A 14,369-nucleotide genomic window follows, 5' to 3' on the forward strand; every position below is an offset into this window, starting at 1 on the left:
GATCGGTGTCTTTTTCAGCGCCTTGGCGAAGGTGTGCGCGGTGACCAGCGTCGTGTCGTCGGTACGCGCAGTGGCGACGATCTCGAGCAGGGGCATGCGATCCGCCGGGCTGAAGAAGTGCAGCCCCAGCACCCGCGATGGCTGCGCGACCTCGCGGCGATCGCGTCGATATCGAATACGAGGTGTTGGTCGCCAGTAGCGTATCGGACGGTCAGCCGCGACAGCTCGGCGAACAGCGACCGCTTGATCTCGAGATCCTCGACGATCGCCTCGATGACCAGATCGGCCTGCTCGACGCCCGCCAGTTGAGTGCTGCAGGCCAGACGCGACAGCAGCTCGGAGAGAGCGGTGTGGCGGTGGTACCGCGCCGCTCGATGAGCTGTTGTTGCGCCTTCTCGATCCGCTCGACGCCAGCGGCCAGCGCCTGGGCATCGCGCTCTATCAGGTCCACTCGATAGCCGGCGCGCAGCGCGGCCAGAGCGATGCCGCTGCCCATGGTCCCGGCGCCGATCACTGACACCCGGGTGAGCGTCGCCGGCGCGGCGGTGAGCTCTGCCAGCGGATTGGCACGCTCGGCGAAGAACAGATAGCGCAGGGCGTGGGCGGCCTCGCTGTCGCGCAGTGCCAGAAAGCGTTCGCGCTCGTGTGCCACGCCTTCGGCGAAGGGCGTGCGGGCGGCGATCATCCCGCATCGGCGGCCTCGGCGGCGGCGGGCAGGCCGCGTTGTCGACGTACCTGCTGCGCCTGCAGGCGTGCGCTCTGGTCGGCATCGAAGGGGGGCACCGACCGCGCACTGACGCGGCGCTTGTCCGCCGGCATGCGGCGCGCGAAGTCGAGCGCCGCGACCTCCTGGTCGGCGCGCTCGGTGGTGTCCAGCATCTGGTCGACGAGCCCCCACTGGTGAGCCGTGGCGGCGTCGATGGGCTTGCCGGCAACGATCATCGTCAGCGCGTGATCGACCCCCACCAGCCGCGGCAGGCGCTGGGTACCGCCGGCCCCCGGGATGATGCCGACATTGACCTCCGGCAGGCCCAGGCTGGCGCCGGGGGTTGCCAGGCGCGCGTCGCAGGCCAGCGCCAGTTCGAGCCCACCGCCCAGCGTATGGCCACGGACCACGGCGACGATCGGCAGCGGGAACGCCTCGAGCGCCTGCGTGACCTCGGGTAGTGACGGTGCGGTGGCGGGCTGGTCCAGTTCGCGCAGATCGGCTCCCGCCATCAAATGCTTGCCGGCCCCCTGCAGCACCACTGCGCGGACGCGCTGGGTGTCGATTGCCGCCAGCGCGTCGAGGATGCCCTGGCGGATACGTTGGTTACCGCTGTTGACCGGTGGATTGTCGAGGGTGACCACGGCGATATCGTCGACGTAGTCGAGCTCGACCCGTGGCGGCTGGTGCGCATCAGGCATGGGCGATCTCCTCGCCGGCCGCTGCGGTGGCGGTCGTCACCAGCACGGCGTCGGCGGCCACCACGCCTTCCCCCTCCGGCAGCACGAACAGAGGGTTGATCTCTGCCGTCACCAGGCGCTCGCCCAGCGCGGCGGCCAGCGTGGAGAAGTCGACGATCGCCTGCGCCAGTGCCGCGGTATCGCGCGGCTCGGCCCCGCGGTATCCGGCTAGCAGCGGCCAACTGATCAACTGGCGCATCATCGCGTGGGGGCCTGATCCAGGCTGAGCGCCTGGCCGTCGGGCAGCAGATGCAGGGCCGTGTCCTTGAACAGCTCCGCGGTGACGCCGCCTGCCCCGAGCAGGATCGAGGTGCCGAGCGCATCGCGGTTGGCGCCCAGGATCAGCTCGAAGCCGCCCGGTACCATGGCTTCGACGAGAAACCGCTGCGGCGTGTGCCCGGTATGCTCGGCGACCGCCTGCTGCATGCGCGTCAGGCGCTCGGCGATGGTGTCGGCGCCGAGATTGAGCGCCACGCCGCCGATGTCGCTCTTGTGCAGGAGCGTGCCGTCGAGCACCTTGAGCACCACCGGCGTAGCGATCTCGGCGGCGGCGTGCGCCGCTTCCTGCGGCGTGGTCACCGTGCGGCTGGCGGGAACCGCGATGCCATGGGTGCGGAATAGTTGCTTGGCGCTCGCTTCGTCCAGCGACCCCTGGGGAGTGTCCGCCATCGCCGGCGTGACGGCGGCGGCCGGGGCGGATGTCACCCGCGTGGAGGTGAGATGGATCGCCTCCAGCGCTGCGCTGCAGCTCTCCGGTGAGCTGAAACCGGGGATGCCGGCGCGGTTCAGGCGTTTCAGCGTCTCCGGTGCGTGCGGGCTGACATACGCCAGCACCGGCTTGTCGCTGAGCGCCAGATTGGCCTGGATGGCACCGACGACCAGGTCGGGCATGGCCAGACCGGAAGAGCCGATGATCACCACCAGCGCATCGTAGGTCTCGCTCTCCAGCAGCGTACGAATCGCCTGACGCAGCAGATCGGGCTGCAGGCCAGCCAGTGTGACGTCGATCGGATTGCGGTCGAGTTCCGCCGGGGTGTCGCCCTGCAGCTCGCGCAGGCGCGCGGCGGTGGCCTCGTCCGGAACCGGCGCCTCGAATCCCTTCATGCCCAGGCTGTCGGCGATCAGCGTACCGGCGCCGCCGGTGGAAGTCAGGATCGCCACGCGGCGCTTTTGCATGCGGCGGCCGGCGGTGAGTACCGCGGGGATGTCGAGCAGCTCGTCGAAGGTGTCGGCGCGCACGATGCCCAGGTCACGGAAGAAGGCGTCGTAGACCCGGTCCTCTCCGGCCAGCGCACCGGTATGGGAGCTGGCCGAGCGTGCGCCGGCCTCGGAACGGCCGATCTTGAACACCACCACCGGCTTGCCGGCGGCCCGCGCACGTTCGGCGGCGGCACGGAAGCGCGCCGGGTGGCGGATGCTCTCGAGATAGAGGGCGATCACCCGGGTGTCAGGGTCGTCGACCAGATGATCGATGAAGTCGCTCACCTCCAGGTCGACTTCGTTGCTGGTGGAGACCAGCGACGAGAGGCCGATACCGCGGCCGGCGGCGCGTGACAGCAGCGCGCCGAGGATACCCCCGCTCTGCGACACCACGGCGATGCCACCTCGCGGCAGCTCGCTCACTTCGAGGGCGCCGCTGGCCGATAGCGGAATGCCGGCGGAAAGGTTGACCAGGCCGATGGTATTGGGGCCGAGCAGGCGCATGGCACCGGCGGCCTGCTTGAGCTCTTCCTGCATCGCCAGGCCCGAGTCACCCGCCTCGGCGTAGCCGCTGGCGAGCACGATTGCTGCGCGGCACCCCAGCGCCGACAGCTCGCGCACCGCCTCGATACTGCGGCGGGCGTTGAGCAGGACCAGCGCGACATCGGGCGCCTTGGGGAGGTCGGGAATGCGCGCGTAGCACTTCAGCCCCTGGATCTCGCTCGCCTTCGGATTGACGGGATAGATATCCCCCGAAAAACCGTGCTTCAGCAGATACGAGATCGGGCGACCGGAGGTCTTGTGAGGATCGGCCGAGGCACCCACCACGGCGACACTTCGGGGGTTGAGCAGGGCGTCGAGCTGGCTCATGCGGTGGCCTCCTTGGCGCGTGCCAGAAACGCCTGGACAGAGTCGCGATGCTCGCGGGAGGTGTAACAGATCCCCTGCGCCTTGCTGCCCTCGGCGAACACCTGCTGCTCGGAGAGCTCGTAGCTACGATTGAGAATGGATTTGGTCAGCGCCGTGGCGGTGCGCGAGCCGCGACTCATCTGGGCAGCCATCGTCAGCGCGCTCGACAGCAGCGCATCGCCCGAGCAGCGCTGATCAGCGATGCCCAGGGCGAACGCCTCTTCGGCCTCGACGCGGCGGCCGCTGAAGATCAAGCCCTTGGCGCGGCTGAGCCCGACTCGGCGCGGGAGGAAGTAGAGGCCACCGCCGTCGGGAACCAGCCCGCGCGCGATATAGGCCCAGGTAAAGGTGGCGGCATCGGCGGCGATGACGAAATCGCAGGAGAGCGCGAGGTCGGCGCCCAGCCCCGCGGCGGCGCCGTTGACTGCCGCCACGGTGGGAATCGGCAGATTCAGCAGCAGGCTGGCCGCGTAGTGCACGCCCTGCTGGCGTTCCCAGCCGTTGAAGCCGACCGTAGCCGGGTCGGCCTCCATGCGCTGCTGCATGCCGGCGATATCGCCACCGGCGCAGAAACCCTTGCCCTTGCCAGTGAGCACCAGGGCGCGGATCGAGCGATCCTCGCGGATGCGCTTGAGTTGCTCGACCAGTTCCGCACGCATGGCATCGCTCATGGCGTTGCGCTTCTCGGGGCGGTTCAGCGTCAGAATGGCGATGTCATCCTGCTGCGAAAATTCGATCAATTGACTCTGTGACATGAACAATCCTCTGATGCAGTGGGGGCGACGACACGCCGACAGGGTGTGTTACGGGTCGGTCGCGTGGTGGCGGGGTCGCCGCGACGGCGACCCCGGTCGTCCTGGCCCCAGGAACGGTGGCAGTCGATGTGTGAGTTGGTCGGATGGCGTGGGGGCAGGCCGCGGCGCGGGTGCGCCGCGGCAGGTCTCACTTGACCCCGGCTTTTTCCAGCGCGACCTCGGCGGTGTCGCTCATGCTGTAGATGAACTTCTTGTAGGCCTCGGGGCCCATCCATGAGTCGATCACCCCGGAATTGCGCGCGTACTGCTGGTAGTTCTTGTCTTTCATCGCCCTGTGGAAGGCGTCCGCGATCTGCTGCTGGGTCTCTTCGGGGATGCCGGCCGGACCGAACACGCCTCTGACCTGGACCCAGTCGTTGTTGACCTGATAGCCCTGCTCTTCGAAGGTCGCGACGTCGGGGAGTGCGTCCAGGCGGTCCGCGGCGAGCACGCCCAGACCATGGAGGCGGCCTGCATCGAAGTAGGACTGGGCGCCGCTCAGGTTGGACATGCCGACATCGATATGTCCGCCCAGCACTGCGGCGACGATATCGGGGGTAGCGTTGAAGGCGACCCATTCGAACTCGACACCGGCGGCCCGTTCGAGCATGGAGAGCGCAATGTATTGGGTGGAGCCGATCGAGCCGAAACCGCCCACACTGATCTTCTTGTCGCTGCGTTTTGCCGCCGCGATCAGATCGTTGAGGTTGCGGTAGGGCGAATCTTCGGCGGTCCAGATGAGGTTGGGGTCGACCTGGGTCGATGCGATCCAGGAAAAGTCGTCCAGGCTGAAGACACCCTTGAGATTGGTCAGCATGCCGGTCAGCGGGGTCAGGGTGTTGATTCCCAGTGTCAGGCCATCAGGCGCGGCGGCACGAACCCGCGCCAGCTGTGCGGCACCGGCGCCGCCGGGCGAATTGATGACCACGACCGGCTGGCCGATTTCCGGCTCCAGCGACTTTGCCAGAGTCCGCATGAAGACGTCGGAAGAGCCGCCGGCCTTGGTGTGCATGACGACCTTGACGGGGCCGGAGGGCCAGGTCTTGTCCTGAGCCATGGCCGTCGAGCCGATGACGCCGGCGAAGGAGAGGGCGGTGGCCGCCAGGACGACGGCTGTCTTACGTAGCAAGTGTGAAGTCTGCATGGCGTGTCTCCGTTATTGTCGCTTGTGGAGTTATCGATGTCCGATGGACTCGGCAGCAGATTCACACAGCAGACGTTCACGGCGCGACCGACGATAAGTCAGGACAGAGCCAAGATATTTTTAGAGTTTCTTCGGGCGTTTATTGCCTGATTTATTCAATGAGACTTTGGTCTATGACAAGAGTGGCGCGTCGGCTCACCTCATGCGGCGCGTTGAGGGTCAGGTGGATATCACACCAGCGTCGCCGGCATCTCGTGGGTGTCGAGGATCTTCCGCTTGAGCGCCTCGCTGGCGTGTTTGGAGAGAACCTGCTGGCTCAATTCGTCATATTTGGCGATGAGTTCTTCCAGTGACAACGGGTTTTCGGGGTCGCCTTTACGGCATGTCTGTAGGTGCGAAAAGGTTTGTCCATCGGTGGTTGTCAGGTGAACTCTGGCCATTCTTTGCGTGGGATAGTGCGCCGATAATTCGCGGTCTTCCTCTACGCTGATGCGTTCCATCAGGGCGCGAATATCGCGGCGGACCAGGGTCTCGGGCGCGAACGCCTCTAGGCGCAAGCGCCGCGTGAGCAGATAGGTCGCCAGACTGTACTGGAGGCTGAAGCGTGCTTCCTGCGGGGTGGTCGGCTCGGGCCGGTCGCACATCTGGTGCGTGGCTGCGTAACCCTCGACATGAATGTGCGTGATCGCTTCCACCTGCGTCCCGGTGGTGGCGAGCAGCGTTGCCAGCCCGTCGATGGCCGGGAAGATGTGTCCGCAGCAGCCGTGCGCCTTGATCGTCATGCGCGTAATGGGCGTCCACTCGCCGATACCGGCGAGCGCGCGCTGCCAGTCGCCGGGCGAGTCGCTGGTGGCCGCGGCGAATCCTGCCGGCGCCTCCAGACTGGCGAGAGAGGCGGTGACCCCGTGGCTGGCGGCATAGCCGGCGAGCACCCCCGCCTCGGCGGCATGGCCGGCGTGCAGCGGCTTGGCCATGCCACTGCCCTGCAGGTTCTGCTGATGGCCTGCGGCGAAGCTGCTGGCGAGAGCCACGGCGTGAGCGATTGTCTCAGCGTTGCCGCCCAGCAGCATGGCGGTGGCAGTGGCGGCTCCCAGGGTGCCGACTGTCGCCGTGGTGTGCCAGTAACGATAATGACTGGGCTGAATGGCGAGCGCGACACGACAGCCGAGCTCGTAGCCACCGATGATCGCCCGGTGCAGCGCTTGTACCTCGGCGCCGATCTCCTGGGCCACGGCCAGCGCAGCGGCGATCGTCGGGCTGCCGGGGTGATAGCCGCCGTCCTTGAAGATGTCATCGAACTCGACGGTATGGCTGGCGGTGGCATTGACCAGCGCCGCATAGCGCGGCGAGCGGTGGGTGCCGTCGACATAGCTCACGGCATTGCCCTGACAGGGGATGGCGGAGAAGGCGCTGGCCAGCAGGGTAGCCGGCGCCTGCGTGGTGCCGGGAAGGGTCGTGGCGAACCAGTCGAGCAGCGCCTTGCGTGTCGCCAGCGTCACCTCGTCGGTGAGTGCCGCGGTGTTCCAGTGATGCGCGGCTGTGGCCAGCGTTTGAACGATTGACATCTCTCTCTCCCCGAAGATGACCGAAAGCCCGGCAGCACGCGGTAGAGCCGCGTCCGGGCCATGTCCGCAGCAGCGTGACCCAGCTTCACCGGTACGAGAACTGACAATTGTTTAAGCCAGCACTGCGTTCTGGTTAGTGAAGAACCCGGGAGACAGTTGGTTGGCGCGTGACTTGACGCGGCGCTATCGATAGCCGGCATGACCATTATCGACGCCTTCAATTTTCCGTCACACTCTTATGCTTATATCGTTGTCGTCATCCCCCCAGTACCCCCTTTCGCAAGGAGACGCAGCGTGAAAATCTCAGGGCGCATCAAAGCGTTGATCATCATGGCCGTGGCTATCTACGTGGTTGGCCACGTAGTGCGTGTCATGGTGATGATGCTGGCGCGCCCGGCCATGCTGCGCCTGCCGGCCCGCGAGGCGCGGCCGCGCTTGACGCGTGACGAGCGCAAGGCCCTGAAGTCCTGCTCACGTTGCTGAAGCCGTTCTGCTCGCACTGTTGAAGATGTGCCGTTGATCGCTTTGCGCTCGCCGACTTTTTGATCATTCGCCGAGTGCTGGCTGGCGTTCTCTGCGGGCGCTGTCCAGCAAGGCGGAATCGGGAAGCGAAACCGGCAGGTGAAACCGCGAGATAAAAAAATGCCCGCGCTCATCGAGCGCGGGCTTTTTTCTGTAACGTGTTGGTGCGACTGGGCAGCCGGTTTACTTGTTGGGCTGTTTGGTCACACGCAGGTAGGGCTTCTTCTCGTCCCAGCCGTTGGGGAACAGCGCCTTGGCCTTCTCGTTGTCGATCGACGGCACGATGATGACGTCGTCGCCATCCTGCCAGTTGACCGGGGTGGCGACCTTGTAGCCGTCGGTCAGCTGCAGGCTGTCGAGCACGCGCAGGATCTCGGCGAAGTTGCGCCCGGTGCTGGGCGGATAGGTAATGGTCAGGCGCACCTTCTTGGCCGGATCGATGATGAACACCGAGCGCACGGTGTTGGTGCCGCTGGCGTTGGGGTGGATCATGCCGTAGGCCTCGCTCACCGAGCGGTCGGCATCCGCCAGCAGCGGGAAGTTGAGGCCGCAGCCCTGAGTTTCCTCGATGTCGCCGACCCAGCGCTGGTGGTCGTCCAGCGGGTCGACCGAGAGACCGATCGCCTTGGTGTTGCGGCGCTCGAACTCCGGCTTGAGACGCGAGACCTCGCCGAGTTCGGTGGTGCACACCGGGGTGAAGTCGGCCGGGTGGGAGAACAGGATGACCCAGTTGTCGCCGGCCCACTGGTGGAACGAGATCGGCCCTTCGGTGCTCTCCTGAGTGAAGTCCGGGGCGGTATCGCCGAGCTGTAACGCCATGACACTCTCCTGTTTGCCTGTTGACCTGGGGTGGCCGTGAAGCCGGAATCGGACGCTCATCATGACGCAGCGCCGAGGGCGTGTGAAACAACCGCTGGCGCTAACGACATGCCGACATCCCGGGTAGTGGTGCCGGCCCGGGATGCCGCTATCTATCTGAGGTGGTAGCGCTGTCGGTGTTTCTCAAGCCCCTGGCTGGATTCTGCGTGGCATCAGCGCTTGTGCGCCTGGCGCAGCTGCTCGCGGCGGTAGTCGCCCTGGCGCTCGAGCATCCAGCCGGGGTACTCGGCGGGCAGCGCGCTGACCTGGTCGAGCCGTGCCAGTTCGTCGTCGCTCAGCGTGATCTGGGTCGAGGCGATGTTGTCGTCTAGCTGATCGAGCCGCTTGGCGCCGACGATCACGCTGGTCACGCGCGGCTGGTGCAGTAGCCAGGCCAGGGCGATCTGGGCCACCGAGACGCCCTTGGCGTCGGCGATCTCGCGCATGGTGTCGATGCAGTCGAAGCCGCGTTCGCGGTCGACCGGCGGGAAGTCGAAGCTGGCGCGGCGGTCGCCGGCCTTGGCTTCGCCGTCACGGGTGTACTTGCCGCTGAGCAGCCCTCCCGCCAGCGGGCTCCACACCATCAGCCCCAGATTCTCGCTCTTGAGCATGGGGATCAGCTCGCGCTCCAGATCGCGCCCGGCCACGGTGTAATAGGCCTGCAGCGACTCGAAGCGGTGCCAGCCGTTACGCTGGGCGATCCCCAGCGCCTTCATGATCTGCCAGGCCGCCCAGTTGGAGACGCCGACATAGCGCACGTGGCCATGCTCGACCAGGGTATGCAGGGCGCGCACGGTCTCCTCGATCGGCGTGGCGGGGTCGAAGCCGTGGATCTGGTAGAGGTCGATATGGTCGAGCTGTAGCCGCTTCAGGCTCGCCTTCACTCCTTCCATGATGTGATAGCGCGAGGCGCCGCGGTTGTTGACCCCGGTCGAGCGGTAGGGGTCGTTGGTGCCGGTGGGGCCGAAGACCTTGGTCGCCACCACCACGTCATCACGTGCCACGCCGAGGTTCTTGAGCGCCTGGCCGGTGATCACCTCCGACTGGCCCTGGGAGTAGACGTCGGCGGTATCGATGAAGTTGATGCCGGCGTCCAGTGCGCGACCGACCAGCTTGTCCGCGTCCGCCTGCTGTAGATCGCCGATCTGGCGCCACATGTCGCCGTCGCCGCCGAAGGTCATGGTGCCGAGACAGAGTTCGGAGACGAACAGGCCAGTGTTGCCGAGCTTGCTGTAACGCATGGGGGAACTCCCGAAACGAGGATGAAAGGCCGGCGTCGAGCGTCGCCGGTGCCAACCCAGTATGGTCAAGGCTTGGCGCGGCGACTGGCTCGATCCGGTCGGATATTTGCTCAAAACTCTCTGTCGTCGTGATGGCCGCCGCGCCGGCTTTCGGCTTGGCGTAAGCTGTCTCGGCGCGACAGTACAGGAGGGCGGGTCCATGCGGCTTTATCGAATAGGAGAGTTGGCGGCGTCGGCCAGCCAAGAGGCGGCTGCGGCGAACGCCCGGATGCTGCGCCAGGAGTTGGCCGATTTGCTCGATCGTCTGACGCGCGGACGCCAGGGCAAGTTGACCACGGCGATACCCGGACTCGGCATCAATCGGTTCGATGCGCCGCAGCCGCCACGCCACGTCATTCATGATCCGGTCTTCAGCGTGATCGCCCAGGGGGCCAAGCGGCTGGCGGTGGGCGAGGCGCTGTTCGAGTACGACCCCATGCACAGCCTGCTCGCCGCGGTGGATATGCCGGTGCTGGCGGAGGTCACTCAGGCCAGCCGTGAACGCCCCTATCTGGGGCTGCGCCTGGACCTGGATCTCGAGTGCATCGGCGAGCTGCTGCGCGACCCCGGGCTACCCGCCATCGCCACCGGCGAGACCGCGGGCGGGCTCAGCGTGAGCGACCTGGAAACACCGCTACTGGAGGCCTGCGTGCGCCTGCTGCGGCTGCTCGAGACGCCGGCGGATATTCCGGTACTGGCACCGATGCTGCGGCGCGAAATCTTCTACCGCTTGCTGCGCGGCGAGCAGGGTGCGCGGCTGGCTCAGATCGCCAGCCAGGAGAGCCACGCCCACCGGGTCGTGGCGGCGGTCCGCCGGCTGCGCGAGCGCTATGCGGAGCCGTTGACGATCGCCGAGCTGGCCGCCGGGGTGCACATGAGCGTCTCCGCCTTTCATCATCATTTCAAGGCGGTCACGGCGATGAGCCCGCTGCAGTATCAGAAGCGGCTGCGCTTGCAGGAGGCGCGGCGGTTACTGCTGGGAGAGGATCTGGAGGTGACGCTGGCGGCGCAGCGCGTGGGCTACGCCAGCCTGTCCCAGTTCAGCCGTGAATATCGGCGCTGCTTCGGGGTCTCGGCGCAGCAGGACCGCCAGCGCTGGCGCCGCGGTGAGCGGAGTCAGTCAGCCGGGGCCGCCGCTCCCAGATAGTGCTGGCGCCAGTAGCGCACGTCCAGCGACGAGACCGTCACCGTGCGCCCGCTGCCGGGGGCGTGGATCATCTGGCGGTGGCCCATGTAGATGCCGACATGGGTAGCGCGGTTGCCGCCGCCGAAGAACAACAGGTCGCCGGGGCGGGCGACGTCGATCTCGGGCAGGGCGTGGTACTGCTCGTTGGAGGTGCGTGGCAGCTGCACGCCGATCTTGGCGTAGGCCATCTGCACCAGGCCCGAGCAGTCGTAGCCGGCGGGGGTGCTGCCCCCCCAGCGGTAGGGCGTGCCGAGGGCATCCTTGGCCGCTGCCATCACCAGGATGCGTGAGATCGAGAGGTTGTCGCCATCGATCGCCGGGCCGCTGTCGCGGGTCACGATCGCTTTCTGGGTGCTGCAGCCGGCAGCGAGTAGCAGCAGAGTGCAGAGCAGTAGCCAGCCTAAGGTACGCACAGGGGCCTTGATGGACGTGCCACTCGGGGTTGTCGCAGAACAGCGTGTCGCGGGTGTCGCCATGCCTACTCGTCTCGCGCCGGTTTGTCAGGAGTGTAGAGCAGGCCGCGGGCAGGCAACAGCGCGTTGCCCTGCCCGGTTGAGACTCGGGGGTACGCTCCCCATCTCTCTACGACAGGCCTGCAAGGCTATAGGGTTTCAAGGCTATAGGTTTTCAAGACTATAGACTTTCGAGCATTAAAGGCCGTCGCGCGAACGGCATTCAGCCCGGTCGCGCCGCGCATGCACATTATCGATCATACACAGCAGGAGAGTGCCGATGAGTATCGCCGAAGACCAGGTGCCGGGCGTCGAGCCCGCCACTGCCGAGAGCCAGGGTTTCGTGTTCAACCACACCATGCTGCGGGCCAAGGACCCCAAGATCTCGCTGGCGTTCTACACCCGGGTGTTCGGCATGCGCCTGCTGCGCAAGCTCGACTTCCCGGAGATGCAGTTCACGCTCTATTTTCTCGGCCACGCCGAGGCGGGAGAGGTGCCGGAGGACGACGCCGAGCGCACCGCCTACACCTTCTCGCAGAAGGGCGTACTCGAACTGACCCACAACTGGGGCAGTGAGAACGACCCCGATCTCAGCTATCACGACGGTAACGCCGAGCCCCAGGGCTTTGGTCATATCTGCTTCGCGGTGCCGGATCTGGCCGCCGCCGAGCGCTGGTTCGACGCCAACGACGTCGAGTTCAAGAAGCGCGCCGACGAAGGCAAGATGCCCAACGTGGTGTTCGTCAAGGACCCGGATGGCTACTGGATCGAGGTGGTGCAGCCTTCGCTCTCCGCTGGCCTCGGCGACTGAGCCGAGCGTGGCCGTGGCACTGGCCGGCGTCGTCCTGACGTCGGCCAGGCCCGATCTTTCGACGTTTCCGGCGTTATCCCATCTACCCCCGTTATTCGCCCCATGCTCACGGTAGCCGTCGATTCCGCTCTTTCGACCTGCCATCGACGGGAACCCATCTGTCCGACCAGCGTCTTAGCATGAGATTTTATCGATGCAGCCCGGCGCGCGACGATCGGGTATGCTGCCAATCGTTGGTCCATCGAGGTCGGACTCGAGACGAAAAAGGATGGGGTGTTCATGGATCGTAGAAGTGTACTGAAAAGCGCCATCGCGCTGGCGGCCTGGTATGGCGTGCCTTCGGCGCCACTGTTCGCGGCGGCAAAGGCATCCAGCGGTATCGCCGACGGCAAGTCGCAGGCATTCAGTTTCGACTGGCTCAAGGAGCACGCCGGTTCGCTGGCGGCGAAGCCCTACCAGAGCACGGTCGAGAAGCTGCCACCGACGTTGGCCAACCTCACGCCGCAGCAGTACAACGCCATCGGCTACGATCCGGCCCACTCGCTGTGGCACGACATGAAGGGCCCGCTGGATATCCAGTTCTTCCATGTCGGCATGGCCTTCAATCAGCCGGTGCGGATGTATTCGATCGACCCGCAGACGCAGCGGGCCAAGGAGATACACTTCCGACCTGAGCTGTTCGACTACAGCAAGGCGGATGTCGACGTCTCTCAGCTCGAGGGCCAGGGCGATCTCGGCTTCGCCGGCTTCCGCGTGTTCAAGGCGCCGTCGCTGACCCAGCGCGACATCGTCTCCTTCCTCGGCGCCAGCTACTTCCGCGCGGTCGACGACACCTATCAGTACGGCCTGTCGGCACGCGGCGTGGCGGTCAACACCTATACCGACGGTGAGCGCGAGGAGTTCCCCGCCTTCACCCGCTTCTGGTTCGAGACGCCGAAGCCGGGCAGCACCACTTTCACCGCCTATGCGCTGCTCGATTCACCGAGCCTCGCCGGGGCCTATCGCTTCGTCATCCACTGCGAAGAGACCCGCGTGGTGATGGAAATCGACAAGCATCTCTATCCGCGCGAAACGATCGCCCAGCTCGGCATCTCGCCGATGACCAGCATGTTCAGCTGCGGCACCCAGCAGCGTGACATGTGCCTGACCTTCCACCCGCAGATCCACGACTCCGACCGCCTGTCGATGTGGCGCGGCAACGGTGAGTGGGTGTGCCGGCCGCTCAACAATCCGCCGCGGCTGCAGTTCAACACCTTCGACGACGACAGCCCCAAGGGCTTCGGGCTGCTGCAGACGGATCACGACTTCGAGAGCTACGAAGATATCGTCGGCAACTACCACGCGCGTCCGAGCCTGTGGGTCGAGCCCAAGGGCAACTGGGGCAAGGGCGAGATCCAGATGCTGGAGATCCCCACCACCGGTGAGACCATGGACAACGTGGTGGCGTTCTGGAAGCCGGCCAAGCCGGTGAAACCCGGTGAGACCTTCAGCTACGGCTACAAGCTCTACTGGAGCGCGCTGCCGCCGGTACAGAGCGATCTGGCCCGGGTGCGCAAGACCTTCACCGGCATCGGTGGCTTCCCCGAAGGGTGGGCACCGGGTGAGCACTACCCCAAGGTGTGGGCGCAGCGTATCGCGGTCGACTTCATCGGCGGCGAGCTCAAGCACTTCTACGACGACGGGATTCCGGTACACGCCCAGCTCGACGTGCCCGATGGCAAGGTCGAGCAGGTCGAGATCCTGTGGGTGGAGGAGGTCGATGCCTTCCGTATTCAGTTCGACTGGTATCCGACCAGCGACTCCACGGATCCGATCAATATGCGTCTGACCCTCAATGCCGACGGCAAGACGATCAGCGAGACCTGGCTCTATCAGTACTTCCCGCCGGCGCCGGAGGATCGCCAGTACCCGGCGCACCCCAACCAGGCGAGCTGAACGACGCCTCGGCGGCGAATACCCGCCGGACCCCATGAAGCAGGGCGGCCCTATGGCCGCCCTGCTTGCGTCTGGCGGTTTGGGTCTAGACCGGCAGCGCGCAGCGGCTGGGTGAGTTGGCGCTAGATACCCCCCATTTTCTGGCTTATAGCCGTACTTTTCACCGCCATTCTCGACATCTCTTCATCCTTGGAGCAGTGGGCGCGCCCTGCGCCTCCGATCGGCCCTGACGTTGGGGGCGGCCGGGAGAGCAGGAAAATTCCGCTT

General features: G+C 65.9%; 13 protein-coding genes and 3 pseudogenes. 4 read left to right on the forward strand and 12 right to left on the reverse strand.

Annotated features, from left to right (window positions below; all coding sequences use genetic code 11):
- Window positions 1-48: 48 nt before the first annotated feature.
- The 9 genes and pseudogenes from CN538_RS22640 to CN538_RS09295 form a co-directional block, all read right to left on the reverse strand.
- A pseudogene (locus CN538_RS22640) lies at window positions 49-96 on the reverse strand (hypothetical protein); the annotation flags it as partial.
- 176 nt (window positions 97-272) lie between these two features.
- Window positions 273-335 (reverse strand): annotated as a pseudogene (locus tag CN538_RS22645) (hypothetical protein); the annotation flags it as partial.
- A gap of 80 nt (window positions 336-415) precedes the next feature.
- Window positions 416-685: pseudogene (locus CN538_RS25175) on the reverse strand (3-hydroxyacyl-CoA dehydrogenase NAD-binding domain-containing protein); the annotation flags it as partial.
- Window positions 682-1,407: an enoyl-CoA hydratase/isomerase family protein gene (locus CN538_RS09275; RefSeq protein ID WP_106419242.1), complete on the reverse strand. Its 726-nt coding sequence runs from the start codon at window positions 1,405-1,407 to the stop codon at window positions 682-684. The pseudogene CN538_RS25175 and the gene CN538_RS09275, both read right to left, overlap by 4 nt.
- Window positions 1,400-1,648 carry an acetate--CoA ligase family protein gene (locus tag CN538_RS24340; protein WP_207233710.1) on the reverse strand — a complete coding sequence of 83 codons (249 nt, stop codon included), beginning with the start codon at window positions 1,646-1,648 and terminating at the stop codon, window positions 1,400-1,402. The genes CN538_RS09275 and CN538_RS24340 overlap by 8 nt, the downstream gene beginning before the upstream one ends.
- Window positions 1,645-3,516 carry an acetate--CoA ligase family protein gene (locus CN538_RS09280; RefSeq protein WP_207233711.1) on the reverse strand — a complete coding sequence of 624 codons (1,872 nt, stop codon included), beginning with the start codon at window positions 3,514-3,516 and terminating at the stop codon, window positions 1,645-1,647. The genes CN538_RS24340 and CN538_RS09280 overlap by 4 nt, the downstream gene beginning before the upstream one ends.
- A complete protein-coding gene (locus CN538_RS09285) occupies window positions 3,513-4,310 on the reverse strand; it encodes an enoyl-CoA hydratase/isomerase family protein (RefSeq protein WP_106419243.1) in 798 nt (265 codons plus the stop codon). Before CN538_RS09285 ends, CN538_RS09280 begins: the two co-directional genes overlap by 4 nt.
- Before the next feature lie 187 nt (window positions 4,311-4,497).
- Complete coding sequence (locus CN538_RS09290) at window positions 4,498-5,493, reverse strand: tripartite tricarboxylate transporter substrate binding protein (protein WP_106419244.1); 996 nt, start codon at window positions 5,491-5,493, stop codon at window positions 4,498-4,500.
- A 230-nt stretch (window positions 5,494-5,723) separates the two neighbouring features.
- Window positions 5,724-7,058, reverse strand: a complete 1,335-nt coding sequence (locus CN538_RS09295; protein ID WP_106419245.1) for an MmgE/PrpD family protein — start codon at window positions 7,056-7,058, stop codon at window positions 5,724-5,726.
- Between the two features lie 294 nt (window positions 7,059-7,352).
- Between CN538_RS09295 and CN538_RS09300 the strand changes: the two genes are divergently transcribed.
- Entirely contained in the window at window positions 7,353-7,541 is a 189-nt protein-coding gene (locus CN538_RS09300) for a hypothetical protein (protein WP_106419246.1), read from the forward strand.
- Window positions 7,542-7,763: 222 nt separating this feature from the next.
- On the opposite strand, the gene CN538_RS09305 is transcribed toward CN538_RS09300, so the two are convergent.
- Together CN538_RS09305 and CN538_RS09310 are read right to left on the reverse strand one after the other, a co-directional pair.
- Complete coding sequence (locus CN538_RS09305; RefSeq protein WP_106419247.1) at window positions 7,764-8,399, reverse strand: peroxiredoxin; 636 nt, start codon at window positions 8,397-8,399, stop codon at window positions 7,764-7,766.
- A 212-nt stretch (window positions 8,400-8,611) separates the two neighbouring features.
- Entirely contained in the window at window positions 8,612-9,679 is a 1,068-nt protein-coding gene (locus CN538_RS09310) for an aldo/keto reductase (protein WP_106419248.1), read from the reverse strand.
- Window positions 9,680-9,971: 292 nt separating this feature from the next.
- Here CN538_RS09310 and CN538_RS09315 point away from each other — a divergent pair, with 292 nt between their 5' ends.
- A complete protein-coding gene (locus tag CN538_RS09315) occupies window positions 9,972-10,865 on the forward strand; it encodes an AraC family transcriptional regulator (RefSeq protein WP_242495721.1) in 894 nt (297 codons plus the stop codon).
- Here CN538_RS09315 and CN538_RS09320 read toward each other — a convergent pair.
- Entirely contained in the window at window positions 10,835-11,317 is a 483-nt protein-coding gene (locus CN538_RS09320) for a C40 family peptidase (protein ID WP_242495722.1), read from the reverse strand. The genes CN538_RS09315 and CN538_RS09320 overlap by 31 nt on opposite strands.
- 319 nt (window positions 11,318-11,636) lie before the next feature.
- Here CN538_RS09320 and gloA point away from each other — a divergent pair, with 319 nt between their 5' ends.
- On the forward strand, window positions 11,637-12,167 hold the full coding sequence (gene gloA, locus CN538_RS09325) for a lactoylglutathione lyase (protein WP_106419251.1): 531 nt from the start codon (window positions 11,637-11,639) through the stop codon (window positions 12,165-12,167).
- A 279-nt stretch (window positions 12,168-12,446) separates the two neighbouring features.
- On the forward strand, window positions 12,447-14,102 hold the full coding sequence (locus CN538_RS09330; RefSeq protein ID WP_106419252.1) for an OpgD/OpgG family glucan biosynthesis protein: 1,656 nt from the start codon (window positions 12,447-12,449) through the stop codon (window positions 14,100-14,102).
- Window positions 14,103-14,369 lie beyond the last annotated feature (267 nt).

It is taken from the genome of Salinicola tamaricis (genome assembly GCF_003006155.1).
GTDB lineage: Bacteria > Pseudomonadota > Gammaproteobacteria > Pseudomonadales > Halomonadaceae > Salinicola > Salinicola tamaricis.

Bases quoted from the DNA above. Each gene is read 5' to 3' on its own strand.
- CN538_RS09275 (WP_106419242.1), bottom strand. From the start codon at position 1,407: ATGCCTGATGCGCACCAGCCGCCACGGGTCGAGCTCGACTACGTCGAC.
- CN538_RS24340 (WP_207233710.1), bottom strand. From the start codon at position 1,648: ATGATGCGCCAGTTGATCAGTTGGCCGCTGCTAGCCGGATACCGCGGG.
- CN538_RS09310 (WP_106419248.1), bottom strand. From the start codon at position 9,679: ATGCGTTACAGCAAGCTCGGCAACACTGGCCTGTTCGTCTCCGAACTC.
- CN538_RS09330 (WP_106419252.1), top strand. From the start codon at position 12,447: ATGGATCGTAGAAGTGTACTGAAAAGCGCCATCGCGCTGGCGGCCTGG.
- CN538_RS09295 (WP_106419245.1), bottom strand. From the start codon at position 7,058: ATGTCAATCGTTCAAACGCTGGCCACAGCCGCGCATCACTGGAACACC.
- CN538_RS09290 (WP_106419244.1), bottom strand. From the start codon at position 5,493: ATGCAGACTTCACACTTGCTACGTAAGACAGCCGTCGTCCTGGCGGCC.
- CN538_RS09285 (WP_106419243.1), bottom strand. From the start codon at position 4,310: ATGTCACAGAGTCAATTGATCGAATTTTCGCAGCAGGATGACATCGCC.
- gloA (WP_106419251.1), top strand. From the start codon at position 11,637: ATGAGTATCGCCGAAGACCAGGTGCCGGGCGTCGAGCCCGCCACTGCC.
- CN538_RS09280 (WP_207233711.1), bottom strand. From the start codon at position 3,516: ATGAGCCAGCTCGACGCCCTGCTCAACCCCCGAAGTGTCGCCGTGGTG.
- CN538_RS09305 (WP_106419247.1), bottom strand. From the start codon at position 8,399: ATGGCGTTACAGCTCGGCGATACCGCCCCGGACTTCACTCAGGAGAGC.